Source organism: Xenorhabdus sp. SGI240, assembly GCF_040081915.1.
GTDB classification, from domain to species: Bacteria; Pseudomonadota; Gammaproteobacteria; order Enterobacterales; family Enterobacteriaceae; genus Xenorhabdus; species Xenorhabdus bakwenae.
The window spans coordinates 76,850-100,678 of sequence record NZ_JBEBMB010000047.1; the positions used below are offsets into that span (position 1 = coordinate 76,850).

Annotated in this window: 18 protein-coding genes; 6 read left to right on the forward strand and 12 right to left on the reverse strand. The window is 44.4% G+C overall.

Annotation, left to right across the window (positions count from 1 at the left end):
* Nucleotides 1-146: 146 nt before the first annotated feature.
* The 4 genes from ABLA76_RS11765 to ybfF all read right to left on the reverse strand — a co-directional run bounded on the left by ABLA76_RS11765 (nucleotide 147) and on the right by ybfF (nucleotide 5,107).
* Nucleotides 147-1,688: an FAD/NAD(P)-binding protein gene (locus ABLA76_RS11765; protein ID WP_348988053.1), complete on the reverse strand. Its 1,542-nt coding sequence runs from the start codon at nucleotides 1,686-1,688 to the stop codon at nucleotides 147-149.
* Nucleotides 1,689-1,754: 66 nt separating this feature from the next.
* Nucleotides 1,755-2,714, reverse strand: coding sequence for a methyltransferase (locus tag ABLA76_RS11770; protein ID WP_083446767.1), 960 nt, complete (start codon nucleotides 2,712-2,714; stop codon nucleotides 1,755-1,757).
* A gap of 589 nt (nucleotides 2,715-3,303) precedes the next feature.
* Complete coding sequence (locus ABLA76_RS11775) at nucleotides 3,304-4,038, reverse strand: class I SAM-dependent methyltransferase (RefSeq protein ID WP_348988054.1); 735 nt, start codon at nucleotides 4,036-4,038, stop codon at nucleotides 3,304-3,306.
* A 289-nt stretch (nucleotides 4,039-4,327) separates the two neighbouring features.
* The gene (ybfF, locus tag ABLA76_RS11780) at nucleotides 4,328-5,107 is read right to left on the reverse strand and encodes an esterase (protein ID WP_348988055.1); all 780 of its coding nucleotides are present in this window, start codon (nucleotides 5,105-5,107) and stop codon (nucleotides 4,328-4,330) included.
* 259 nt (nucleotides 5,108-5,366) lie between these two features.
* On the opposite strand from ybfF, the gene seqA reads away from it, so the two are divergent.
* Both seqA and pgm read left to right on the forward strand, forming a co-directional pair.
* Nucleotides 5,367-5,900, forward strand: a complete 534-nt coding sequence (gene seqA / locus ABLA76_RS11785; RefSeq protein ID WP_348988056.1) for a replication initiation negative regulator SeqA — start codon at nucleotides 5,367-5,369, stop codon at nucleotides 5,898-5,900.
* A gap of 93 nt (nucleotides 5,901-5,993) precedes the next feature.
* Complete coding sequence (gene pgm / locus ABLA76_RS11790) at nucleotides 5,994-7,634, forward strand: phosphoglucomutase (alpha-D-glucose-1,6-bisphosphate-dependent) (RefSeq protein WP_348988057.1); 1,641 nt, start codon at nucleotides 5,994-5,996, stop codon at nucleotides 7,632-7,634.
* A gap of 72 nt (nucleotides 7,635-7,706) precedes the next feature.
* On the opposite strand, the gene ABLA76_RS11795 is transcribed toward pgm, so the two are convergent.
* Nucleotides 7,707-8,135, reverse strand: coding sequence for an EamA family transporter (locus tag ABLA76_RS11795; protein WP_047770332.1), 429 nt, complete (start codon nucleotides 8,133-8,135; stop codon nucleotides 7,707-7,709).
* A 449-nt stretch (nucleotides 8,136-8,584) separates the two neighbouring features.
* On the opposite strand from ABLA76_RS11795, the gene pulA reads away from it, so the two are divergent.
* Nucleotides 8,585-11,389 (forward strand): pullulanase-type alpha-1,6-glucosidase, encoded by a 2,805-nt coding sequence (pulA, locus tag ABLA76_RS11800; RefSeq protein WP_348988058.1) that lies wholly within the window; start codon nucleotides 8,585-8,587, stop codon nucleotides 11,387-11,389.
* Between the two features lie 87 nt (nucleotides 11,390-11,476).
* Here pulA and kdpD read toward each other — a convergent pair whose 3' ends face one another.
* Genes kdpD through kdpF form a run of 5 tightly spaced genes read right to left on the reverse strand, consistent with a single transcriptional unit; the run spans nucleotide 11,477 to nucleotide 18,710 of the window.
* Nucleotides 11,477-14,191, reverse strand: coding sequence for a two-component system sensor histidine kinase KdpD (gene kdpD / locus ABLA76_RS11805; RefSeq protein WP_348988059.1), 2,715 nt, complete (start codon nucleotides 14,189-14,191; stop codon nucleotides 11,477-11,479).
* Nucleotides 14,178-14,777: a potassium-transporting ATPase subunit KdpC gene (gene kdpC, locus ABLA76_RS11810; protein ID WP_348988060.1), complete on the reverse strand. Its 600-nt coding sequence runs from the start codon at nucleotides 14,775-14,777 to the stop codon at nucleotides 14,178-14,180. The genes kdpD and kdpC overlap by 14 nt, the downstream gene beginning before the upstream one ends.
* A 56-nt stretch (nucleotides 14,778-14,833) precedes the next feature.
* Nucleotides 14,834-16,900, reverse strand: coding sequence for a potassium-transporting ATPase subunit KdpB (kdpB, locus tag ABLA76_RS11815; protein ID WP_348988061.1), 2,067 nt, complete (start codon nucleotides 16,898-16,900; stop codon nucleotides 14,834-14,836).
* Between the two features lie 22 nt (nucleotides 16,901-16,922).
* Complete coding sequence (kdpA, locus tag ABLA76_RS11820; RefSeq protein ID WP_348988062.1) at nucleotides 16,923-18,620, reverse strand: potassium-transporting ATPase subunit KdpA; 1,698 nt, start codon at nucleotides 18,618-18,620, stop codon at nucleotides 16,923-16,925.
* The gene (gene kdpF / locus ABLA76_RS11825; protein ID WP_072059786.1) at nucleotides 18,621-18,710 is read right to left on the reverse strand and encodes a K(+)-transporting ATPase subunit F; all 90 of its coding nucleotides are present in this window, start codon (nucleotides 18,708-18,710) and stop codon (nucleotides 18,621-18,623) included.
* Between the two features lie 339 nt (nucleotides 18,711-19,049).
* Here kdpF and ABLA76_RS11830 point away from each other — a divergent pair, with 339 nt between their 5' ends.
* Nucleotides 19,050-19,268, forward strand: a complete 219-nt coding sequence (locus ABLA76_RS11830) for a YbfA family protein (protein ID WP_348988063.1) — start codon at nucleotides 19,050-19,052, stop codon at nucleotides 19,266-19,268.
* A 182-nt stretch (nucleotides 19,269-19,450) separates the two neighbouring features.
* A complete protein-coding gene (locus ABLA76_RS11835) occupies nucleotides 19,451-20,194 on the forward strand; it encodes a type 2 GTP cyclohydrolase I (RefSeq protein WP_348988109.1) in 744 nt (247 codons plus the stop codon).
* Between the two features lie 133 nt (nucleotides 20,195-20,327).
* Here the strand turns inward: ABLA76_RS11835 and ABLA76_RS11840 are convergent, their stop codons facing one another.
* Nucleotides 20,328-21,476, reverse strand: a complete 1,149-nt coding sequence (locus tag ABLA76_RS11840; protein WP_348988064.1) for a multidrug effflux MFS transporter — start codon at nucleotides 21,474-21,476, stop codon at nucleotides 20,328-20,330.
* 119 nt (nucleotides 21,477-21,595) lie between these two features.
* Between ABLA76_RS11840 and ABLA76_RS11845 the strand changes: the two genes are divergently transcribed.
* Entirely contained in the window at nucleotides 21,596-22,369 is a 774-nt protein-coding gene (locus tag ABLA76_RS11845) for a helix-turn-helix transcriptional regulator (RefSeq protein WP_348988065.1), read from the forward strand.
* Nucleotides 22,370-22,476: 107 nt separating this feature from the next.
* On the opposite strand, the gene ABLA76_RS11850 is transcribed toward ABLA76_RS11845, so the two are convergent.
* Nucleotides 22,477-23,763: a citrate synthase gene (locus tag ABLA76_RS11850; RefSeq protein ID WP_348988066.1), complete on the reverse strand. Its 1,287-nt coding sequence runs from the start codon at nucleotides 23,761-23,763 to the stop codon at nucleotides 22,477-22,479.
* Nucleotides 23,764-23,829: the final 66 nt, after the last annotated feature.

A 23,829-nucleotide genomic window follows, 5' to 3' on the forward strand; every position in this document is an offset into this window, starting at 1 on the left:
AAGGCCTTGCGTCGTCTTGCGGATTGCAACTTGAAGTTTATCGCGTATAAACGATGCCGCTGATTGTATGAACCCTGCTTAACATGGATCTTCCTTTTCGGTGTTAAAACCTTAAGGAAAATCCATGTTAGACGAACGGATTAAAATTATGTGCTGATTTCTAGCTCTTTTTCGTGGTTACCAACAGCAGATGGGGCTTGAACATCTGTTTGTAACATATTCTTAATCACCCTGGTTGCAATATTCGCTACCACGACGAGGGCATTGGGCACCCATAACCGCTTATGCGCAGGCGTTCCGACAAACCAAATACTTTCCTTTTCCTTAAGGTCAGGGTGGATGGCAATCATTTCTGATGAGATCGATATGGCGCGTTCTGAACGCTGGCCGTGAGTGTCAATCTCAAGTTTCCCATCCTCGTCAATGACAAAGTCAGGTTGGTGATAACCAACAGCCGCGACAATAGCATCAAACGTTTGATAATCCTGCTCTAAGTTGACTAACCAGGAATTGACTTCTCCTTCCTCTATAACAACATTTAGAATTTCTCCCTGCTGAATGATCAGAGAACCTCTGTCCATATAGTGCAGAAGTTTTCGTGCATTGGGTAAAGCAATGGCGGTGATATATCGATGAAGCATTTTTTCGACGTTGGGATGAAATGAACCGTCGAAATAGGTTTTATCATTTAAATGTACTTCATTAATGACATCCATGAAATTGACTATCATATCTTGCCATTGACTCTTTCCTTGCTCGGCAATAGCGATTTCTTCACGCAGACGTTCCCGATAACTATTGGCATTAGAAAACTGTTCTCGCCAGGGTATTTTTGTGTATTTGTCGAGTGCGCGGTAGAAATATTTCAGGTAGGCATGTTTCAATGAGTCAGGAAAAAAATGGTTCGATAGATTCCCCTTACGGGTCATTATTGACATTATGTTTTCATGCTCAAAGAAGGTTCCTGAGCTTCGCATAAACCGCGAACGCACAGCGGGTATATCTCCTGATGGCGACGTCATGGTGACGCGATGGCCTTCACGGCAGAGAAGAATAGCAGCATCGATGGCTGAAAGTTTACTGCCGATAACCAATACCTGCGATTGCGAGGGAATTCTGGCTAACATATCCTGCTCTGGGTAGGGGCAGTGAATAAAAGTTGGATGAGTCAGGTGGGGTTTCAATACCTCAGGGATACGAGAAGAGCCGAAGCCTGTACAGAAAATGACATCGGTCACTTCCAGCGATTGAGGCGTCAGAACGTCACCGTGCCAAAGCGTATAACAGCGGTGTGAATTTATCTTCAATTGCCTGAATAAATGAGGAATATGGAAAACACCAATACCGGCCTTGTGAGCGACAGAGTTAAATTCCAGGAACCTTTCATTCAGATAGTTTCCGACCCATTGCCGTGGTACAAAAGATTCTGGTGTAACGATATGTCCACGTTTATGCAGATAATCCAGAAAGTCCAGAGGGTTACCGGCCACGACGGACATGGTATCAACCGAGGTGTTGCAGAGTATATCGTCATCCAAATTGAAAAAGGCCATACCGGGACCAACAGGCCCGGGTTCAATAATATAAATGGCTTGTGCCACACGATGTTGCACTGCTGCGATGAATGTTGCCACGCCCGCGGCCCCGCCTCCGACAATCGCAAGACTTCTTTTTTGAAAAGACATCATTATTTCCTATATTTTAACTATATTGAAATTAAGGACGTTTTATCCGGCTGACTTAAGTGAAGGCATTCATTTTGCAATGGCTTCGACAATCGAAATATAACAGCCGGTATCAATGACGCGATTGAGTTTCAAATCTGCGTTAGCCAGCAATTGTCGTAGCTCATCCTCTGTACGCTCGCGCCCCCCTTCGTAGATCCCCATGCAGAGGAGATCCATTTCCTTACCTGCGTGCGAAACATTGCCATTAGGGATTACGGGGTCCATTATCAGTACCCGGCCGTCAGGGGACATCGCTTGTCGGCAGTTGCGTAGGATGCGTATACATTGTTCATCAGGCCAGTCGTGCATAATGTACTTGAGCAGATAGATATCGCCCTGAGGACATGACTCGAAAAAGTCGCCAGAAGCAATCGCCCAACGCGTATCGTCACCTAGTGCGTCAAGTTGATGTCTGGTCAGTACGTGTGATTGGTCGAAAAGGATCCCTCGCAGAGTTGTATTGGCCTGTAATACGCTTAATAACAGGCCACCAAATCCGCCAGCGATATCGACAACTGTCGCATTTTTCGGGAAGTCATAACTGTTCACCAGGAACAAATTTTCCACTTTAGACATTGAGGACATACCGGCGTGAAAATCATCAGCCGGTGTGTCCGTCTGCGCCCAATAATCAAAGAAAGGCAGTCCGTAGAGGTGTTTAAAGGCGGGATTGCCGCGGACACTTTCTACAATCTCACCAAGAGGTTGCCAAAATGTCCTGTCAGTCAGCATCAATACTGCGGCTCGGAGGGAGTGGTGTGTGTCTTTGCGCAGGAACGCTGCGGCTGGTGTGAGTGAAAACTGATTTTCTTCAGTTTCATGAAAGATATTCCGTGTGGCAAGCAACCGCAGAACTCGGTGTAGTTGTTGCTCTTGGGCCCCGACAGTTTTGGCGAGTTCATGCACTGTTTTTGGCCCGTTGTTCAAATGATCGGCTACCCCAAGAACTGCGGCAGCACGAAGTGCGGCTTGATAAGAATACCCCATTGTTTGATTAAGTAAGTGTAACGCTGCTGATGTGTCGTTAGAAATTGCTGTGTTATTATTTAAAATGTTCATAGAGATCTCATTTATTATATAATTATTTAAATTAGAATAAAAATAAAAGAAATATAAGTTACCTTATTATTTCAATAATATTATTAATCAGAAAATTATTCGTTTTTCAATCACAAAAAATCTTATACGAAAGTATATTATTATAATGATTTTTATTAATAAGGATAATAAATAGGGTTGTTTTTTACGCGAAGGTTACGCTGTAAAATTAAGTGATTTTATCGTGAGGGTTTTCAGGGGATATACCAATCCAACTTCAGGATGCGTATTATATTTCCCCACGCAGCGGGGAAATATAAGGCCTCGCGTCATCTTGTGGGTTGAAACTTGAAGTTTATCGGATATATAACTATTAAATAACGGAATATAAAAATAAAGCAGGGCATAATAAAAATGTCATCATAAATAATATCAGTAAGTTATATCATTTGCGTTATGGAAGTTTTTGTGAGTTTGGTAGCTAAAAAAACTATTTCATAAAGTAATCCCCCTAAAATAGTCATGGGGGATTATTTTATTATAATTGGCAAACAAAGGCTGCATCAATGCAATTTCTTTGGAAATCATCCCAAAAACCGGGTGGATAACGCTCAATATCACTTTCCAATAGCATGGGTTTATGCCACTCGAATTTTAATCCCGCCTTAGTGATGGCATTTTTATATTGTTCACGGCTCCAACGATGCATAGTAAAAGGGCTGGGTGGGGTAGTCAGAAATTCAGCCCTCACAAGAGTTGTATCTTTCACAGGCTCTTCACTTAGAACCTTTATGCAATAATTTTCATAGTTTCCTTTTTCTAAACGATAATCAGGTTCAAATGTATAAGCGATGAGTTTACCGGAAGGTTTAAGATGATCTGCAATTACACGAAACATATTTTCAAGTTGTTCAAGTGATTCCGCATGACAAAATAACCAGGCGGCAACTATCAGGTCAAATTTGCCGAATGACTCCATTTTGCTGACATCCCTGATATGATATTCTATACCATCGTTATATTGTTGCGATTTGTGTTTAGCAATTTCTATCATCTTATCTGATATATCAACACCAATCACTTTTGCAGCGCCACGATTTCTGAATTCCCGACTAAATAAGCCATATCCACATCCTAAATCTAACACCGATTTTCCTTTTACATCTCCTGCCAGATTGAGGAGGGTACGAGTGACTATTTTTATTTGAGCACTGGAGTCTGAAAAAACTTCGTAGAGATGAGCAATAGGATTATATAAGATGTTATCTTTCATAATTTTGTCCTTAATTAAAATTAAGATGTTTTATTTATCTGTAGGATATACTCGATAAACTGCAAGTTGCAATCCGCAAAGCAACGCGAGGTCTTATATTTCCCCGCTGTGCGGGGAAATATAACATGCATATTGAAGTTGGATTGGTATATATTATTTAATATTGGTGTAATAATGGCTGACTGTTTTTCTTTGTTGTATATTAAAGTGCCAGTAATAAATTAGATATAATTATTTTTATATTGACTCTTTTTTATCAACCCACATTCCAATGGGTTGATATTCTTCATTATTTTGTGCCTAAAAAACGATGAATAGCCCGGAGTACAGCTTCTGGTTTTTCTGCATGCACCCAATGCCCGCAACCTGCGACAACCCATGCTGTTGCTTGTGGAAATTGGCTGATAATATCTTCCCGATATTCTTCTGTAATGTAATCTGAATTTCCACCACGGATAAACAGGGCGGGTTCGTGCCATGCCGGAATAGTCTCCCAACCGATAATCTTTTCATATTCTTTTTGCAAAACAGGCAGGTTGAATTGCCATTCCCCTTGACGGAATGATTTCAATAAAAACGGAATAACGCCCTCTTCCCGAATATCCTGACGCATAATATCTGCCGCGGCCTGTCGGGTTTGTACACCGGCAGCCGTGACTTTGTTCAATGCTGCAAAAATGCGGTCATGGCGGCGAACCGGGTAAGCGACGGGAGCCATATCAATCACGACGATCTTTTCAATCCGTTCCGGCGCAATGGCCGTCATGGTCATGGCGATTTTGCCCCCCATGGAATGCCCGATAATAATGGCTTTGGACACGGTTAGTTCATCAAGCAGTGCCAGGACGTCCCGCGCCATATCACGATAATCCATATTTTCCATACGGGGTGAAATACCGTGGTTACGTACATCAATTTGGATCACCGGATAATGTTGCTGTAGATCACGCCCCAATACGCCCAAATTGTTTAAATCTCCAAAAAGCCCATGAATCAAGACCACGGGGGTTGAAGATTGCAGATTTTCTACAGTGTGAAGATGATAATTTAATTGACAATTTGACTTCATGATTTGCCTGAATTTAATACCATTTATCCAATGTTTAATATTGAGATGCTTAATATCATGATACGTGAGCTGTGACAAACTCAATAGGATGAACGAGTTGTAACTAATTGATTTATTTTAAAGGAAAGTCGCTTGCCTAAAGATTGTCAATTTTAAAAAGAATCACTTTAAGTTATTGAAAGTTTAATTGTTTTGTTTTGTGGCATTATATCTTATAATCTCAAGATAATTTTTTCATTAAGAACAGTACTGGATAGAAATGAAAACGATAGAAGTTGATGAAGAACTTTACCGCTTTATTGCAAGCCAAACTCTGCATATCGGTGAAAGTGCATCTGATATTTTACGGCGCATACTGAAGTTAGACGCCGGGCAGCCAGTACAAAAGACAGAGCCTGCCAACGTTCCTGCACCTGTTGTTAAAACCCCAGTTGCCCGTTCCCGTGATGCTGTTCGCGTTATTCGTGAATTATTACTTTCGGATGAGTACGCTGAAAAGAAAAAATCGGTTGAACGCTTTATGCTGATCTTGTCTACAGTATATAGTTTGAACAGTGAAAGCTTTTCCAAAGCGACAGAAGCGATGCATGGCCGTACCCGTACCTATTTCGCCGGTGATGAACACACTTTGTTGGCTAGCGGTAAGCAAACGAAGCCACGCCATATTCCCGGTACGCCTTTTTGGGTGATCACCAATACCAATACTGACCGTAAACGCAGCATGATCGAACATATTATGCAGGATATGAAGTTTCCGGCAAATTTGATTGAGAAAGTGTGTGGCACTATTTAATTCAGTTAGTTGCTCTACTACTAATACAATCGCTTAGTTTATTAGTACTGCGCTGGCGGTAAGTCAGTGCGGTCTCCCAGGAGAAATAATAAAGTGGCCATTCATCCAAGAGCAGGGCAGCTCGCCCGGCAGCATGATTTAATCAATATCGCTCAACTCACTTCACAGTATTACACCTTACAACCCCATTCTGAAAATCCGGCCCATAAGGTCAAGTTTGGTACTTCCGGCCATCGTGGTAGTGCTGGCCGCAATAGTTTTAACGAAGCGCATATTCTGGCTATTTCGCAGGCCATTGTGGAAATGCGTTCGCAACATGGAATTACAGGGCCATGTTATGTGGGTAAAGATACCCACGCGCTTTCAGAAGCCGCATTTATCTCCGTATTGGAGGTGTTAACGGCGAATGGCGTGGATGTCATTGTGCAGGAAAATAATGGATTTACACCGACGCCTGCCATTTCCCATGCCGTCTTATGCCATAACCGCCAGGGAAAAAATTTGGCTGATGGTATCGTGATCACGCCATCCCATAACCCGCCAGAAGACGGGGGTATTAAATATAATCCCCCTAACGGCGGGCCAGCCGATACCGATCTGACGGCCATCATTGAACAGCGTGCGAATGAATTACTGGAAACGGCTCTTCGTGGCATCAAGCGTATCTCTTATGAACAGGCTTTAAAAAGTGGCTATCTGCATCCCCGTGATTTGATTGAACCTTATGTCACTGCACTCGGTGACGTTGTGGATATGGCGGCTATCCAGCAAGCAGGCTTAAAGATTGGTATTGATCCACTGGGCGGTTCTGGGATTGCCTATTGGCAGCGGATTGGAGAATATTACAATCTCGATCTGACTCTGGTTAATGATAAGGTCGATCAGACATTTCGCTTTATGACACTGGATCATGACGGCGTGATCCGTATGGATTGCTCATCCCGTTGGGCAATGGCGGGGTTACTGGAGCTGCGTGGTAAATTTGATTTAGCCTTTGCCAATGATCCTGACTATGACCGCCATGGGATTATTACGCCAGCGGGTTTGATGAACCCTAACCATTATTTAGCAACGGCTGTTGATTACCTATTCCGCCACCGCCCACAATGGCCGAAAAATATTGCCGTGGGCAAGACACTGGTTTCCAGCGCTATGATTGATCGTGTTGTTGCTGATCTGGGGCGTGAATTAGTAGAAGTTCCCGTCGGTTTTAAATGGTTTGTGGATGGGTTATATAAAGGCGAGTTAGGCTTTGGTGGAGAAGAAAGTGCCGGGGCATCTTTCCTGCGCTTTGATGGCACTCCGTGGTCAACCGATAAAGATGGCATCATTCTTTGTTTGTTGGCGGCTGAAATGACGGCAATGACCGGTGAGAACCCACAGCAACGTTACAACAAACTGGCGGCCAAATTTGGCACTCCGAGCTATAGCCGTATTCAGGCTCCGGCGACTCATCAGCAAAAAGCATTATTGTCCAAGTTATCACCGGAAATGGTTAAGGCCGATAGATTGGCAGGTGATCCGATTACCGCTCGTTTGACCACTGCATCGGGGAATGGCGCTTCCATTGGTGGCTTGAAAGTAATGAGTGATAATGGTTGGTTTGCCGCCCGTCCTTCTGGTACGGAAGAGGCCTATAAAATCTATTGCGAAAGCTTCCTTGGTGCGGAGCATCGTGAAAAAATTGAACATGAGGCCCAGGAAATCGTCAATCAGGTATTTACTGCGGGTTAACGGGTTTCTATTTCTGGCGGGTTCTGGCTGGTAAAAATACAAGCCGTAGCAGTTGCTGCGGCTTCTTTGTTTTTATCCCAAAGCGACCATCAAAGCACCGAGGGTAATCAGCACGATACCCGCAGATGCCACCAGCGAAACGTTCTCACCAAATAGAATGACTGCCAGAATGACGGCAAATACCACGCTCAATTTATCGATAGGAGCAACCTGGGAAACATTGCCATGTTTGATCGCCAGAAAATAGAATAACCAGGAGAGGGCGCCAGCAATACCACTTAACAGAATAAACATAAATGCCTTGCGATTGGCGACAATTTCGCTGATAAGATTCAATTTTCCCTGTACAACGACAACGCCTACCAAAAACAGTGCCATAATGACGGCACGAATGGCGGTTGCCGTATTGGCATCCAAATTTTGCAACCCAATTTTGCCAAAGATAGCGACCAGCGCTGCCGTTAGCGCGGAGAGTAAGGCATAAATCAGCCATGTACTCATATTCAATTAACCCTGTGTTTGATATTAACGTGTGGTATCAGAGGAATGCATCATAGGCTAAATTTGTTGATCTGAATATGCATAATTCCATTCAAATGCTAAAAATATTTATGCGCTTTATTTTTCAAATTACCGTGACTTTTAATTATATGAAAGCACAATTAATTAATATCACAGAAGATAGCTCATCCTTTAATCTACTCCTGATATTTATTAATAAAGGATGAGGTGAGTTTATCTAATACAATGTCTAATCATTATTTTCATCTTATTAAAAAATAAAATGGTTAATGTAATCTTTCTATTAAAAAGGTTTGGCTATGAAATCTGTCTTTTGGAGAAAGGTTTATCTTATTGTATTTAGCAACCTATTTATTTTATCACTGACAAGTTGCGTACAGGATAGCTGTATACAAAATAAAAATCATTCGTTCAAAACCCAGGAGGAAATGATGGCACATAGTTTGAAGAACATATCTGGCAGTGAACAAATCTATCGTTGTCATTCTGAACCAGAAATTTCTCAGGCCTCTGCACATTGGATTGATCGACAAACATTATTATGGCCAGGTGGGGCTGGCCAACCTATTGTTCGCTTATATTACAGTCACAACAATAAAGTAGAGTCCAATGAGCAAGGTTATTTTACCGATAAATATCTGACGTTAACACCGACGAACTTAAGTCAAGAGATGGCAAGGAAGTTTCCTCATCTGGCAAAATGGGCAGCATTCCGTCTGCCAGAGGGAACAGATATTGATCTCCCTTTGACCGGAGATTTGGTCGCTTTGGCCGCCGATGAGCAAGGTTTGCTAATATCGGCAACTCAGGTACAAACGGCGGGTGTATTGGATGAGCGTTTCGCCGATGCGGCGGATAAACTGGAATATGGGGCGCAGATAAACAAAAAAGGCGTGATTTTCCGTTTGTGGGCACCGACTGCCCAGGCGGTTGGCCTGATTATTTATAATCAAGATAAACAAATTGTCGCCAATCATTCCATGGCGCGTGATGTTGCGAGCGGCTCCTGGTCATGGCAGGGTAACAAGGAATTGATTGGCGCTTACTATCGTTATGCCTTAAAGGTCTACCATCCCTCTTCCCGTCATGTGGAACGTTATGAAGTGACCGATCCCTATTCTTATAGCCTGTCTACCAATTCAGAATATAGCCAGATCGTCAATTTGGATGATGCGTCACTGAAACCACAAAATTGGGATAGCCTGTTGACACCACACCCGCAAAATACACCAACGGATATTGCCCGCATGACCATCTATGAAGCGCATATCCGTGATCTTTCCGTTACAGATAGTACGATACCCGCAGATTGGCGCGGTAAATACCTGGCACTGACCGACAAGAACAGCGATATGTTCAAACACCTTAAAGCGTTGAGCCGGGCGGGAATGACTCATATGGAGTTATTGCCTGTGTTCGATAACGCTTCCATTAACGAATTTAGTCATCAGGTGGCTGATCTTGATCACTCTTTTAAACGTCTATGTCGGGTCAATCCCATGGTGAAAAATAGCCGTTTTGCGGGTTATTGCCACAGCTCATTGACCGTACGGGAAGTTTTGCAGCAGTTGCGGCGTGATGACAATATCAATAATCCGCAGGTACAAGAATTAAATACGATGGTGGCCAGGACGGATTCCTATAATTGGGGCTACGATCCGTTTCACTATTCAGTACCGGAAGGCTCTTATGCTACTGATCCAGAAGGTTCCGGTCGTATAAAAGAGTTTCGCTCCATGATACAGGCTATCAAACAGCAATTAGGGATGAATGTGATCATGGATGTTGTCTACAACCATACCGATGCGGCAGGCCCTGCGTCCCGGACATCGGTGTTGGATAAGATCGTGCCTGGGTATTACCACCGTTTAGATGAAATAACCGGCAATGTAGAAAATAATACCTGTTGTGCTGACACTGCGCCTGAACGTCGTATGTTTGCCAAACTGATTGAAGACTCGCTGGTGACCTGGGTTAAAGATTATAAGGTAGATGCATTTCGATTCGATTTAATGGGTTATCACCCTAAAGCGCAAATTATATCGGCACTGGAAAAAGTACGGGCGATTAATCCATCGATCTACTTTTTCGGCGAGGGCTGGCATTCTGGGCAGGATGATCGATTTGAAATCGCATCACAAGTTAATCTTAAGGGGAGTGGCATTGGAACCTTCTCTGACCGATTGCGAGATGCGGTACGTGGAGGTGGGCCTTTTGATGTTGCTGACAGTATTCGCCGTCATCAGGGCGTAGGAAATGGTGGCGGAATATTGCCGAACGAAATTTCTGGCTTAGATGCGGATAAGGCTCGTCATTTATGGGATCTGGTACGTCTTGGCATGGCTGGCAATTTGGCTGATTTCGTCATAATCGATAAAGATGGAAATGTGAAAACCGGCAGAGAAATTGATTATAAGGGTACTGCTGCGGGTTATGCGTCAGATCCTACTGAAGTACTAAATTATGTATCTAAGCACGACAATCAAACATTGTGGGATATTATTAGCTATAAAGCCGCCCAAGAAGCCGATTTGATGACAAGGGTTCGGATGCAGGCGCTCTCTCTTGCAACGGTATTTCTTGGGCAAGGCCTGGCTTTCGATCAACAGGGTTCAGAGTTATTGCGTTCAAAATCATTTACCCGTGATTCTTATGACGCCGGCGATTGGTTTAATCGAGTTAGTTATGATTATAAAGACAATAACTATGATGTGGGGCTACCTGAACGTGGTAACGACGGCCAAAATTATCCACTGATTAATCGGGTAAAAAATCAGGCAGAAAAACCGGGTCAAATTGAATTATTACAAATGATGGCCTTTTATCAGGAGCTATTGCGGTTACGTCAATTTTCACCATTGATGACACTTGGTGATGGTGAGGCTGTCAGGCAACGGGTCGATTTTGCCAATGTTGGCCCTCATCAGAAAATGGGGTTATTGGTGATGACGATTGATGATGGTAACACGACCGCACGTGATTATGACCGAAGATTTGATGGTGTGGTCATCGTTATTAACGCTGCACCTTGGCCTGTGACTGTCCAAGATCTTAATATCAACGGATTGAAATTAAACGCTATTCAACGTGAATTAGGTGAAACATCTTTAGCGGCGGGAATACAAATAACAGAAAATGGTGAGGTAACCATGCCTGCATGGTCGGCAGCCGTGTTGGTTCTGCCGCAAGCAGGAATGCGTGGAACAGGTTTGCCTGTGCGCAGGAAGGAGTAAAATCCGGCAAAAAATGGGGTTATTTTTGATGTGAGCAATACATGGTTTTAACCGTACAGACATTGGCTGTATTCACGTTAACCATACTCATATTTCTCTGGGGGCATTTTCAATTTTTGCCGAGTCTTCTAACGGTAGAAGAAAATGAAAACTGTCCCCCCCTTTTTTATTGTTAGCCACCCATATTTTTCCGCCGTGGATTTCAATAATGGATCGGCAGATTGCCAAACCTAACCCGACACCGGATATGGCTGTGTCTTTGCTGGCGCGTGAGAATTTATTAAAAATCAGTTTTTCTTGCCCTGATGGAATGCCTGAGCCTGCATTCCAGATTTCAATATGCACCTGTTTTTGATCAGGTTTTTCCTCGATTGTGGCTTTTATGCCTAAGAGGGTTTGTCCGTTAGTGTATTTAATGGCATTTTCCAGCAAATTGATAAAAACACGTTCCAGTAAGACGGCATCACAATGCAGCAATAAAGCGTCAGGTAAAGAAAGTGCTACAGTATAGCGATTGAGGGTATGTTCCAGAGCACGCAAGGCACTGCCGACAATTTTTTCCAATGGATACCATTCAAGATTAAGCTGAATGCCACCTGATTGCAGTCGTGCCATATCAAGCAGGTTATTGACCAGTCGTGAAAGGCTGAGAATTTGCTGGCGAATTTGGTTAACTTGTTGGGTATGGGGCGAACTTTCTGTCGATAAATCCAACATCAGTATTTCAGCCTGCCCGAATAGTACGGTTAATGGCGTAAGTAAGTCGTGAGATAGTGCTGCCAGTAATGAATTACGCAGTTGTTCCCGCTCAGTTTCTAACCTGGCGGATTCTGCACTGCGGGTAAGGTACAAGCGTTCCAGCGCATTGGCAATGAGTCCCGTGAAGATTTGTAATAGCCGTTGTTGTTCCGGCACCAGTAACTGGCGCTGGTTAGGCGATTCAATAGCCAGAACGGCAAAAACCTGCGAGGGCGTAGCGATAGGCAGTAATTGATAAGGGACTCCCGGTAATGTATCCGTCCCTGCGCCGGCAGGCTGTTTTTTCTCAAAACACCATTTGGCGATTGCTTCATCGACCTGCATCTGACCACCATTAGTGGATTTCACTTGATATAAATGCTGGTTGCTATCTGGCAGCAGCAGACCTGTTTTTGCCTGAAAGCTGTTGGATAGAAAGTGATAGCTGATACGGGCTACGTCTTCTTCGTTCAGCGCTTTGCTCAGTGTACGCGTTATTTCATACAGGTGTCGTGTGCGTTGTTCGCGATAACGGGCTACTCTGGCTTGATAGCGTATACCTGAAGTGAGGTTGCCAACAACGGCTCCGACAATCAGCATTACAGCTAATGTGAGCAGATATTGTATGTTTTTGACTTCCAATGACCAATGTGGCTGGACAAAGAAAAGATCAAAACTGATGACATTGACAAAAGCCGCAAAGACAGATGGCCAGCGGCCATAAAACAGCGCAATAATGACAACGCCGAGCAGATAGAGTGCGACCAGGTTGGCTTTATCGAGGGTCAGCAAGAAAGTTCGGGAAAAGAGGGTAATGAGGGCACAGAGTACGGTAGCCATCAAAAAACCTTGAATCGGGACTCGCCATTTATTATTAAATGTTCGGTTATCTTTTGGCCCTTTGTCTCTGTTTTTTTTATTTTCCAACGCAACAATAATCAAATCCAAATCAGGACCGAGTTTTCCCAGACGCTCTGAAAAGTCACGATGCCATTTAAAGCCAAAGAAATTTACCTGTGAATTGTAATAGCGACCAATCAGGATTTTACCCAGATTATGCTCTCTGGCGTAGCGCAGGATGGCTTTTTCTTCATCGGAATCAGAGAGTGTTGCGGTTTCAGCGCCCAGATCTTGAGCCAGTTTTAAGGCTTGCAAAATGGTACGTCGTTTGCTTTCGGGCAATCGATGTAACCTGGGGGTTTCAACGTAAACGGCATGCCAGCTACAGTTGAGTTTTGCTGCCAGGCGGGCTGCTTTTCGAACCAGTTTTTCATTGCCGGCGTTGTAGCCAATACACAGCAGTAAATTCTCTTGCGTATGCCATACGGGTTCTTTTCCTCGGGTATCACGAAAAGCGCGCATTTGGTCATCTACGCGATCTGCCGTGCGACGCAACGCCAATTCACGCAGGGCAATCAGGTTCCCTTTGCGAAAAAAATGTTCAATGGCACGCTCAGCCTGACCTGAAATATAAACCTTGCCATCATTGAGCCGTTGGCGCAGATCATCTGGCGGCAGATCGACCAGAACAACATCATCGGCCTGATCAAAGATATGATCAGGAACGGTTTCCCGAACGCGAATACCGGTAATGCCGCCGACAACATCATTTAAACTTTCCAAATGTTGCACATTGACGGTCGTCAGTACATCAATGCCAGCTTCCAATAATTCTTCGACATCTTGCCAGCGCTTCGGGTGGCGACAACCTTTCGGGTTACTGAATGCCAGTTCGTCCATCAAAATAATGGCCGGATGGCGGGCAAGGGCGGCATCAATATCAAATGCGGCTATCCGGCGAGCATTATGGTGGAAATATTTGGGAGGTAATCGGGGCAACCCTTTCAGTAAGGCAGCGGTTTCTTGTCGATCATGAGTTTCAACAACACCGACAATGATATCTAAACCCTGCGCCAGCAGGCGTTGAGCTTCTTGCAGCATGGCATATGTTTTGCCGACACCCGCACAAGCACCGAAAAATATTTTTAGTTTGCCGCGGGGTTTTTCGTTTGCCAGTGTCAGCAATTCATCAGGATCAGGACGCGGCGGTTCATTGTGTTCCATATTCTGATCTGCCTTTTTGGTTCAGGTTATCTAACGCCAGATTCAGTGCCAGTACATTGACGATGGGTTGCCCCATATATTCCGGCAGGGGATATTGAATGTGTTGCTCAATCAGTTTATGGATAACGGCAAGTGGCATATGACGGGCTATCGCCACACGTTGAGCCTGGAATTCAGCCGCCTCTGGGGATATATGGGGATCGAGTCCGCTACCCGATGCCATGATTAAATCAACAGGGATTGGATAGTTTCCGGGATGGTTAAATAAGCGCACCCGGATAATGTTTTGATGTATTTTGCTGCTCAATACAGGGTTGGTTATTGCGAGATTACTGCCTCCGGATGACAGGGTGTTGTACGGTTTTTCGGCTGTCATGGAAGGTCGCCCATGAAAATAGATGGATTGGGTAAAATTTTGACCAATTAATTCGGAGCCAACCCGTTTGCCATTCTGCGCTATTAGCGATCCTTTAGCTTGATAGGGGAATAAAAATTCTGCTATTCCCGTCACCAGTAATGGATAGGCAATTCCCGTGATTAAGCTAAGAAATACCAGCAGAACAATGGAAGAACGTAACCAGATCATTTTTCATCACCTTATTTGATGCACCGGTTTTTAAATACGCTGTCGTTAAAAGATCGTTAGTTAAACATTAAGGCAGTGAGCAATATGTCAATAAGCTTGATACCTACAAAAGGCACAAGCAGGCCACCAAGCCCATATACCCATAGATTCCGGCGCAGGAGTGACAATGCATTCATTGGGCGGTAACTGACGCCTTTTAGGGCCAATGGCAGTAAAAAGATGATAATTATCGCATTGAAGATAACCGCAGACAGTACCGCAGATTCTGGAGAATGCAGGTGCATGATGTTTAACACATTAAGTTGTGGGTACGTCACTGAAAAGGCAGCGGGAATGATGGCAAAATATTTAGCAATATCATTGGCAATACTGAATGTGGTTAAAGCACCACGGGTCATTAGCATCTGCTTGCCAATATGGACAACTTCGATCAACTTGGTGGGATTGGAATCCAGGTCGACCATATTGCCTGCCTCTTTCGCCGCCTGTGTGCCTGAATTCATGGCAACGGCAACATCTGCTTGTGCCAGCGCTGGCGCATCGTTTGTACCATCACCCGTCATGGCAACCAGACGCCCTTCGGATTGATATTGGCGGATAAGGGCGAGTTTCGCTTCGGGAGTGGCTTCTGCCAGAAAGTCATCAACGCCTGCTTCGGCAGCAATTGCAGCGGCAGTGAGATGATTGTCACCCGTGATCATGACCGTCTTGATCCCCATTTTGCGCATTTCACTAAAGCGCTCTTTAATCCCGCCTTTCACAATATCTTTTAAGGCAACAACGCCCAAAACCTGCTGGTTCTCAGCAACAACCAAGGGGGTTTCCCCCTTATGCGCAACGTGTTGTACCAATTGGTCAATCACATCCGGGAAATGGCTATGATTAGCTTCAATATGGCGACGAATCGCATCGACAGCGCCTTTGCGGATCATACGATTACCCATATTGACACCACTCATGCGCGTCATGGCGGAAAAGGGGACAAATGTCGCGTTTAATTCTCGCAGATCACGTTCACGCATATTGAAACGTTGTTTTGCTAAAATCACGATACTGCGCCCTTCCGGTGTTTCATCTGCGAGAGAAGAGAGTTGAGCCGCATCAGACAATTGCCGTTCCGTTACGCCCGATGCGGGTAAAAATTGGAATGCTTGACGATTTCCTAGCGTGATAGTGCCCGTTTTATCGAGTAGCAAAACATCGACATCCCCAGCGGCTTCAATGGCTCGTCCGCTGGTAGCAATAACGTTGGCTCCCAACATCCGGCTCATACCCGCAACGCCAATAGCTGACAGTAACCCGCCAATGGTGGTGGGGATCAGGCAAACCAGTAAGGCAATCAAAACAGTAAGTGTAATCGGTGCACCAGATTGGTTAGCCTGAACACTGAACAAGGAAAAAGGCAGCAAACTTACACAAACCAGCAGAAAAATAATGGTTAGTGCAGTGAGCAGAATGGTGAGAGCGATTTCATTAGGTGTTTTACGTCGTCTGGCACCTTCAACCATTGAGATCATCCTGTCTAAAAAGGTTTCTCCCGGGTTGACTGTGCATTCGACGATTAACCAATCTGATAAAACCCGCGTCCCTCCGGTGACAGAGGAAAAATCGCCGCCGGATTCGCGGATAACGGGGGCCGATTCTCCTGTAATAGCACTTTCATCAACGGAAGCTCCTCCTTCAAGAACTTCTCCATCACAAGGAACAATTTCTCCGGCTTCCACCAGCACAATATCGCCTCTGCGTAAAGTGTCAGAAGTGACTTTTTCTTTTGTTGCCTCACGGTTGGGGGAGGCCAGTTTGGTTGCCAAACTGGTTCTTTTTACGCCTTTCAGACTGGCGGCTTGAGCTTTGCTACGCCCTTCGGCCAGTGCCTCCGCAAAGTTGGCAAACAGGACAGTAAACCATAACCAGAGTGCAATGGTGCCGGTAAAGAGTGCGCTGCCTGTCAATTGTCCCACTAATAGGCCTATCCATAAGGCGGTGGTCAGACAGCTTCCCACATAGACAACGAACATGACCGGATTGCGCCATTGTTGAGCCGGATGGCATTTTTTTAACGAATCGATTAGGGCATGGCGAATTAAAGTGGGTTCAAATAGTACTTGTTGTTTGTTTTTCATGCGTTACCTCACTCTCTCAACCTCACGGCCAAAGTTGTAGGTGTTCTGCAATAGGACCAAGAGCCAGAGCAGGAATAAACGTCAGAGCACCAATCAGTAAAATGACCAGAATCAATAATCCGATGAAGAGCGAGCCGTGGGTCGGTAAGGTGCCACTGCTAATCGGCTGGCGTTTTTTGTTAACCATGGAACCCGCGATTGCCAGAACAGGCAGAATGATGCCAAAGCGTCCAAGAAACATGACTATTCCCAACAACAGGTTGTAAAAAACATTGTTGGCGTTGAGTCCGGCAAAAGCACTTCCGTTGTTGTTGGCTGCGGATGAGAAAGCATAAAGTACTTCGGTGAAACCATGAGCGCCGGGATTGGCGATAGCGCTGCGACCTGCATCGATTGAAATTGCTAAAGCAGTCCCTAATAAAACCAGCGAAGGTGTGATTAAAATCGAGAGTGCGACCATTTTCATGTCATAGACATCGATTTTTTTGCCTAAGTATTCTGGTGCCCGGCCAATCATTAAGCCTGCGATAAATACGGCAAGCAGAACGAACAGCAATATGCCATAAAGCCCGGAACCTGCGCCCCCGAATATAATTTCACCCATCTGCATTAACCAGAGCGGTATCATGCCACCCAGCGCGGTAAAGGAGTCATGCATTGCATTTACGGCCCCACAGGAAGCGGCTGTCGTCACAACACTATAGAGAGAAGAGGCAAGGATACCAAAGCGGGCTTCTTTGCCTTCCATATTAAAGTGGTTACCGATATTGGGATGGATGAGATGGGCATTGCCTGCGATTTCGGCAGACATCACCACGCCGGTGGCAATAATGAAAATAATACTCATTGCCCACAGCAGGGCATATCCCTGACGGTTGTCGCCAACAACCAGACCGAATGCGAAACATAAGGCGCTGGGGATCAAAAAAATAGCCAGAACCTGAACAAAGTTACTGAGTGCAGTTGGGTTTTCAAATGGATGAGCTGAGTTGGCACCAAAAAATCCGCCGCCATTGGTTCCCAAAAGTTTTATGGATTCTTGGGAAGCAACGGGTCCCATAGGGAGCCATTGTTGTTGTCCTTCAAGGGAATGGATGAGGACATAGGGAGAAAAGTTTTGAATAACGCCTTGACTGACAAAGAATAAAGATACAATGATCGCAAGCGGAAGTAAGAGATATACCGTGATGCGTGTAATGTCTATCCACGCATTTCCCACTGTTTTAGTGCCTTGACGGGAAAACGCCCGCATTAAGGCAAAAGCCACGGCAATGCCCGTTGCCGCAGACAGAAAATTCTGAACAGTTAATCCGGCCATTTGGCTCAGGTAACTGAGGGTATTTTCTCCGCTATAAGCTTGCCAATTGGTATTAGTGATAAAACTGAGCGCGGTATTCAGTGCCAGATCCCATCTCATGCCAACAAAATGTTGTGGATTCAGTGGCAGGTGACCTTGGTTTATCAGCAGCATAAACAGGAGTAATAGCCCGGCTATATTGAATATGAGGATAGCGAGAGCATATTGCCACCAGTTCATTTCTTTAACATTGCTGCCCGGTTTTTGCAGGCCACAACAACGCCATAAGAAGGTTTCTGTTTTGGTTAGCCAGGGAGGCAGCTCTCCTTCGACGAGTCTGGCAATCAGGATACCAAGCGGTTTGGCCAATAGAAATAGTATGAGCAGGAAACTGGCAATCAGTAAAAAAGCGGATACTGCCATTTAGAAATCCTCCGCATTCAATAACGCATAAATTAGGTAGCCCAGTAATAGCGTCACCAGAAAAATGCCAAGGATCAGATAGATATTCATGGTGGTGTATCTCCTTGCTTATTTCTCCAAGAAATAGTCAGTTACAGCATAGAAATACCATACAAATAAGTTATTAAAAGGGTCTCTGAAAGCGTAAAAAAGTATAAATGATCTTTGGAATTCAACGATAAGGCAAGTGTAGCAAACTATGTTGGGTTAATTTTTTGTTTTCAATTTGTTTGTTTTGTTTCTGTTTAAGTATAATTTTGTAATTAAATTACGCAATCAGAGAAAAAAGGTAATTTATATCACTAAAAAGTGGTCGGATGAGTAGTCAGTTTTCATTTTATCGGATAAAATTTTAGGCATATTACAAGGTTAAGCCCATGAGGGGTATCAATGTCTATTTATCGTGCATACTCTTGGCATCAGATTCTCTTACGACGTATTGGCGCTATATCACTGGGTGTCATTGCGCTTCCTGTTATGCTGTTTCGTCATGATCGTGCCCGCTTTTATAGCTATCTGCATAAAGTATGGTTAAAAACCAGTGATAAGCCAGTATGGCTGGAAAGTTCGGAAACGGCGTCAGATATCGAAATCACTAAAATTGCATGACGATGTAGCCTAACCGGGCATTTTGAATATAACATTTGAACTATAGTATCTTGGCACCTTGTCGGTTTATGCTGGCAAGGTGTTTTGTTTTATATTGGATTTATAACCAATCTATTTTGACTTAATCCATGGCAGGTATGTCTTTTATGATGAAGAAAATGCTAAGTGATAGGGGGAATGTGATGAACAATGTTGAATTGGAGCATGCGCTCAATACGGAATTGAAGATCCGTGAATTTCAAGATTACGCTCCCAATGGATTACAGGTGGAAGGCCGCCCCCATGTTCAACGGGTCATTACAGGCGTGACAGCTTGTCAGGCACTATTGGATGAAGCTGTTCGTCTTGAGGCAGATGCTGTCATCGTTCATCATGGATACTTTTGGAAGAATGAATCTCCGGTTATCCGTGGCATGAAGCGTCGCCGTTTGCAAACACTGCTTTGCAATGATATCAACCTGTATGGCTATCATCTTCCGTTAGATGCCCATCCTGCTTTGGGTAACAATATCCGATTGGCACGTCAGATGGGTGTAAAGGTTATCGGCGAGATTGATTCCCTTCTTCCTCATGGTGTTTTTGAGCAGCCTGTTACGCCGGCAGAATTGACTGAACGTCTCGAAAAAAGCCTGGAGAGAAAGGTCCTGCATTGTGGGGATAATGCACCGGAAGAGATCCGCACACTGGCATGGTGCACAGGCGGCGGCCAGGGTTTTATTGAACAGGCGGCTGAGTTTGGCGTTGATGCTTTTGTGACAGGAGAGGTATCGGAAAAAACTATCCATGTTGCCCGTGAAATGGGGCTGCATTTTTTTGCGGCAGGGCACCATGCGACAGAGCGTTATGGTATCAAAGCGCTCGGTGAATGGTTGGCGAATAATTATGGGTTGGATGTGACTTTTATCGATATTCCTAATCCGGCTTGATTTTTTAGTAACTTATATGTACTCGATAAACCTCAAGTTGCAATCCGCAAGACGACGCGAGGCCTTATATTTCCCCGCTGCGCGGGGAAATATAACACGCATCCAGAAGTTGGATTGGTATAGCCCCTGGATTTTATTGCCATTTTGGCAGTTGGGGCTTTTTATCTTGCAAGAGAGATAAAATCATCATTGCGATCCCACAACATATTAATACGCGGCCTAATGTCTGCCCCCAGCCTGCCAATGCCAAACCAAGTCCCAGCAGCAAATAGTAAAACAGCCCAAGTAAAGCACCCGCTGTACCTAACCTGTCTGAATAGTCAGTTAATGCAGTAGCTAAAATATTCGGGATCGCCAGTCCATAAGCGATAACTATTCCCAATATTGGAAAAATAAAGAGCCAGCTATTTTCGAGCAGGTATACACCGATCCCACTGAATAAACTGATTAATGAGGCAAGGGTAACTAATTGGGTTGATATCCATTGTTGCTTTAATAGATATTTGTTTAATAGTGCGCCTAATGCAACGCCGAAAGTTAATAACAAGCCAGTATAACCAAATATTTTCGGTGATAATCCAAAGTGTTGGAAACGAAATGGCGCTAATTGGTAATAGCTGAATAAACAAAGATTAAAAAGTGCGATCAAAAACGCATTTCGCCAAATTGAAATATCTTTAAGCATCATAATGACTGTGCTGAATAAAGCCACTTTTGTTACGTCAGTTGGCCGGGTTTCTGGTAACCGGGTAATAGACCAATAGATCAGGATAACCGCCAGAATAATTAACCCAGCAAAGACGGCCTTATAGCCAGCAAAATAGTTCAATGTTGAACCACTGAGCATACCAATAGCAGGACTGATTGCTAAGGCAATTCCCATGATGGAAAGAACCCGCGCTAACTCTTCCCCACGATAAGTATCACGCATAATGGTCTGTGTGCCGACAGAGCCAACGGCGGCTCCGAAAGCGGACAGCATTCGGGCAACGAGTAATAACCAAAATTGTTGTGTCAATAATGCCAGCAGGGAAGCGAGACCATAGAGTGATAGACCAGCAATCATGGTTGGGCGTCTGCCAATGACATCACACATACGTCCCCATACGACAACACCAAGGGCAAAAGCAAAAAAGTAGAGTGATAATGTCTGGCCAGCTTGCTCTGAGTTGACGGAAAATCCAGCAGCAATATTGGTTAATGCGGGACTATAGATGGTTTCTACGATCTGTGGGAACATCATCAAGGCAATAGCGAGCCAAAGTGATGGTTTAGTTTGCATGATTTTTTTCTTTTGCTGATAAGTCATGGCGTGAAAGGTTAGCAGTATGGTTACTGTCTTTTTATGATAATAAAGACTATTTGTTTATTTAATCGGACATTAAATCAGAAGGAATCAACATGGCGTGGTTGCAACAAAGTGATTATTTTGATCCTGATAGCTTGGATATGCCTGTGATCGGGATCGCAGCAGAGATGGGGCAACACGATTCTGGTTTTCATCAACATGATATGGGGCAATTGCTGTTTACCCAGCGGGGCTGTATCAAGATCACACTGGCAAACCAAATTTCTGTTCTGCCTCCAACCAGAGTGGCATGGATACCCCCCAGGATACGGCATCGGGCAGAAATGCATGGCTCGGTAGGTTATCGTTCTATTTATTTAAATTCTAGTTACTTGGCATTTTCTGTTTCGACGCAAAGTGAAGTATTAGAAGCCACGCCACTATTACAGGCCCTTTTGGAGCGTATAGCGACATCTTCTTTGGATTCTAATTGGTATCAGGGAAAAGGAGCAAATTTGTTAGCACTATTTTTTGATGAGATCCGTGAGGCACGTAGGGAACCCACCTTATTGCCGCTACCTTTTGATCGGCGTTTAGCCCATTTGTCATTTGATCAATTGCCATCACCATTACACATACTGGCTACTTATATTGGCGCCAGTGAGAAAACCATTACCCGAATATTTCAGCGTGAGACAGGAATGAATTATCAACAGTGGCGGCAGCAATGGCGATTGGTAAAGGCGATAGAGTTATTGGCACAGAATAAAACATTATCCTATGTTGCACAGGAACTCGGTTTTGCTAATGATAGTGCATTTGTGACATTTTTTCGCAAAATCATGGGGAGACCGCCACGGGAATATATGGCGGGTTCAAAGAGATAAAACAAAACTACACCCCTGATATCAGAATAAAAACTGACATAAGAGGTGCAGAAATACGCTATTCAAAATATGCCGGAATCTGACCGGATATGAATAGTGTTATTGATTCAATTAATTTTCAGCTGACTCTTGAAATCGCGTTGCGTGTGACCAGTATAAAGCTGGCGTGGACGGGCGATCCTCAAACCTTCATCGTGCATTTCATTCCAGTGGGCAATCCAGCCAATCGTACGGGCAATAGCAAAAATCACGGTGAACATGGTCGACGGAATACCCATAGCTTTCAGGATAATGCCTGAATAGAAATCAACGTTTGGATACAGTTTTTTCTCAATGAAGTAGGGGTCATGCAAGGCAATGCGTTCTAATTCCATTGCCACTTCCAGCAGACTGTCATTCAGACCAAGCTCATTCAGCACTTCATGGCAGGTTTCACGCATCACTGTCGCGCGAGGATCGTAGTTTTTGTAAACACGGTGACCAAAGCCCATCAGGCGGAAAGAGTCATTTTTGTCTTTGGCGCGAGCAATGAATTCAGGAATGTGTTCGACTGTTTGGATCTCTTCCAGCATCCGCAAGCAGGCTTCATTTGCTCCACCATGTGCTGGTCCCCACAGGGATGCAATACCCGCAGCGATACAAGCAAATGGGTTGGCACCAGAAGAACCCGCAGTACGTACCGTTGACGTTGACGCATTTTGTTCATGATCTGCATGCAGAATGAAAATACGATCCATAGCGCGCTCTAATACTGGATTAACTTTATATTCCTCACACGGTGTTGAGAACATCATGTGCAGGAAGTTAGCAGCATAAGACAGATCGTTGCGTGGATAAACGAAAGGTTGTCCAAGGGAATATTTGTAACACATTGCCGCAACAGTTGGCATTTTGGACAGCAGGCGGTAAGCCGTGATTTCACGGTGGCGAGGATTATGGACATCCAGAGCATCATGATAGAAGGCCGCCAGTGCGCCTGTAACACCACAAAGTACAGCCATTGGATGGGAATCACGGCGGAAACCATGGAACAGACGGGTGATCTGTTCGTGGATCATAGTATGGCGAGTCACCGTAGTTTTAAATTTTTCGTATTCTTCGGGAGTGGGGGGGTCGCCATATAGCAGAATGTAACAGACTTCCAGGTAGGTCGATTCCGTTGCAAGCTGATCGATAGGAAAACCACGGTGTAGCAAAATGCCTTCATTGCCATCAATATAGGTGATTTTCGACTCACAGGAGGCAGTGGAAGTAAAACCTGGGTCATAAGTATAGAAGCCTTTTGAGCCGAGGGTACGAACGTCAATCACTTCAGAACCTAGGGTCGGCGTTAGTACGTCTAGTTCGATAGCAGCTGAACCATTTATGTTCAACGTAGCCTTTTTATCAGCCATTTATATCTCCTTAGCGCTTATTTTTATAACCCCTAACAACCAGATAGGCGCAATTTATACTGTGCC

Bases quoted from the DNA above. Each gene is read 5' to 3' on its own strand.
- ABLA76_RS11765 (WP_348988053.1), bottom strand. From the start codon at position 1,688: ATGATGTCTTTTCAAAAAAGAAGTCTTGCGATTGTCGGAGGCGGGGCC.
- ABLA76_RS11770 (WP_083446767.1), bottom strand. From the start codon at position 2,714: ATGGGGTATTCTTATCAAGCCGCACTTCGTGCTGCCGCAGTTCTTGGG.
- ABLA76_RS11775 (WP_348988054.1), bottom strand. From the start codon at position 4,038: ATGAAAGATAACATCTTATATAATCCTATTGCTCATCTCTACGAAGTT.
- ybfF (WP_348988055.1), bottom strand. From the start codon at position 5,107: ATGAAGTCAAATTGTCAATTAAATTATCATCTTCACACTGTAGAAAAT.
- seqA (WP_348988056.1), top strand. From the start codon at position 5,367: ATGAAAACGATAGAAGTTGATGAAGAACTTTACCGCTTTATTGCAAGC.
- ABLA76_RS11795 (WP_047770332.1), bottom strand. From the start codon at position 8,135: ATGAGTACATGGCTGATTTATGCCTTACTCTCCGCGCTAACGGCAGCG.
- pulA (WP_348988058.1), top strand. From the start codon at position 8,585: ATGATGGCACATAGTTTGAAGAACATATCTGGCAGTGAACAAATCTAT.
- kdpD (WP_348988059.1), bottom strand. From the start codon at position 14,191: ATGGAACACAATGAACCGCCGCGTCCTGATCCTGATGAATTGCTGACA.
- kdpC (WP_348988060.1), bottom strand. From the start codon at position 14,777: ATGATCTGGTTACGTTCTTCCATTGTTCTGCTGGTATTTCTTAGCTTA.
- kdpB (WP_348988061.1), bottom strand. From the start codon at position 16,900: ATGAAAAACAAACAACAAGTACTATTTGAACCCACTTTAATTCGCCAT.
- kdpA (WP_348988062.1), bottom strand. From the start codon at position 18,620: ATGGCAGTATCCGCTTTTTTACTGATTGCCAGTTTCCTGCTCATACTA.
- kdpF (WP_072059786.1), bottom strand. From the start codon at position 18,710: ATGAATATCTATCTGATCCTTGGCATTTTTCTGGTGACGCTATTACTG.
- ABLA76_RS11830 (WP_348988063.1), top strand. From the start codon at position 19,050: ATGTCTATTTATCGTGCATACTCTTGGCATCAGATTCTCTTACGACGT.
- ABLA76_RS11835 (WP_348988109.1), top strand. From the start codon at position 19,451: ATGAACAATGTTGAATTGGAGCATGCGCTCAATACGGAATTGAAGATC.
- ABLA76_RS11840 (WP_348988064.1), bottom strand. From the start codon at position 21,476: ATGCAAACTAAACCATCACTTTGGCTCGCTATTGCCTTGATGATGTTC.
- ABLA76_RS11845 (WP_348988065.1), top strand. From the start codon at position 21,596: ATGGCGTGGTTGCAACAAAGTGATTATTTTGATCCTGATAGCTTGGAT.
- ABLA76_RS11850 (WP_348988066.1), bottom strand. From the start codon at position 23,763: ATGGCTGATAAAAAGGCTACGTTGAACATAAATGGTTCAGCTGCTATC.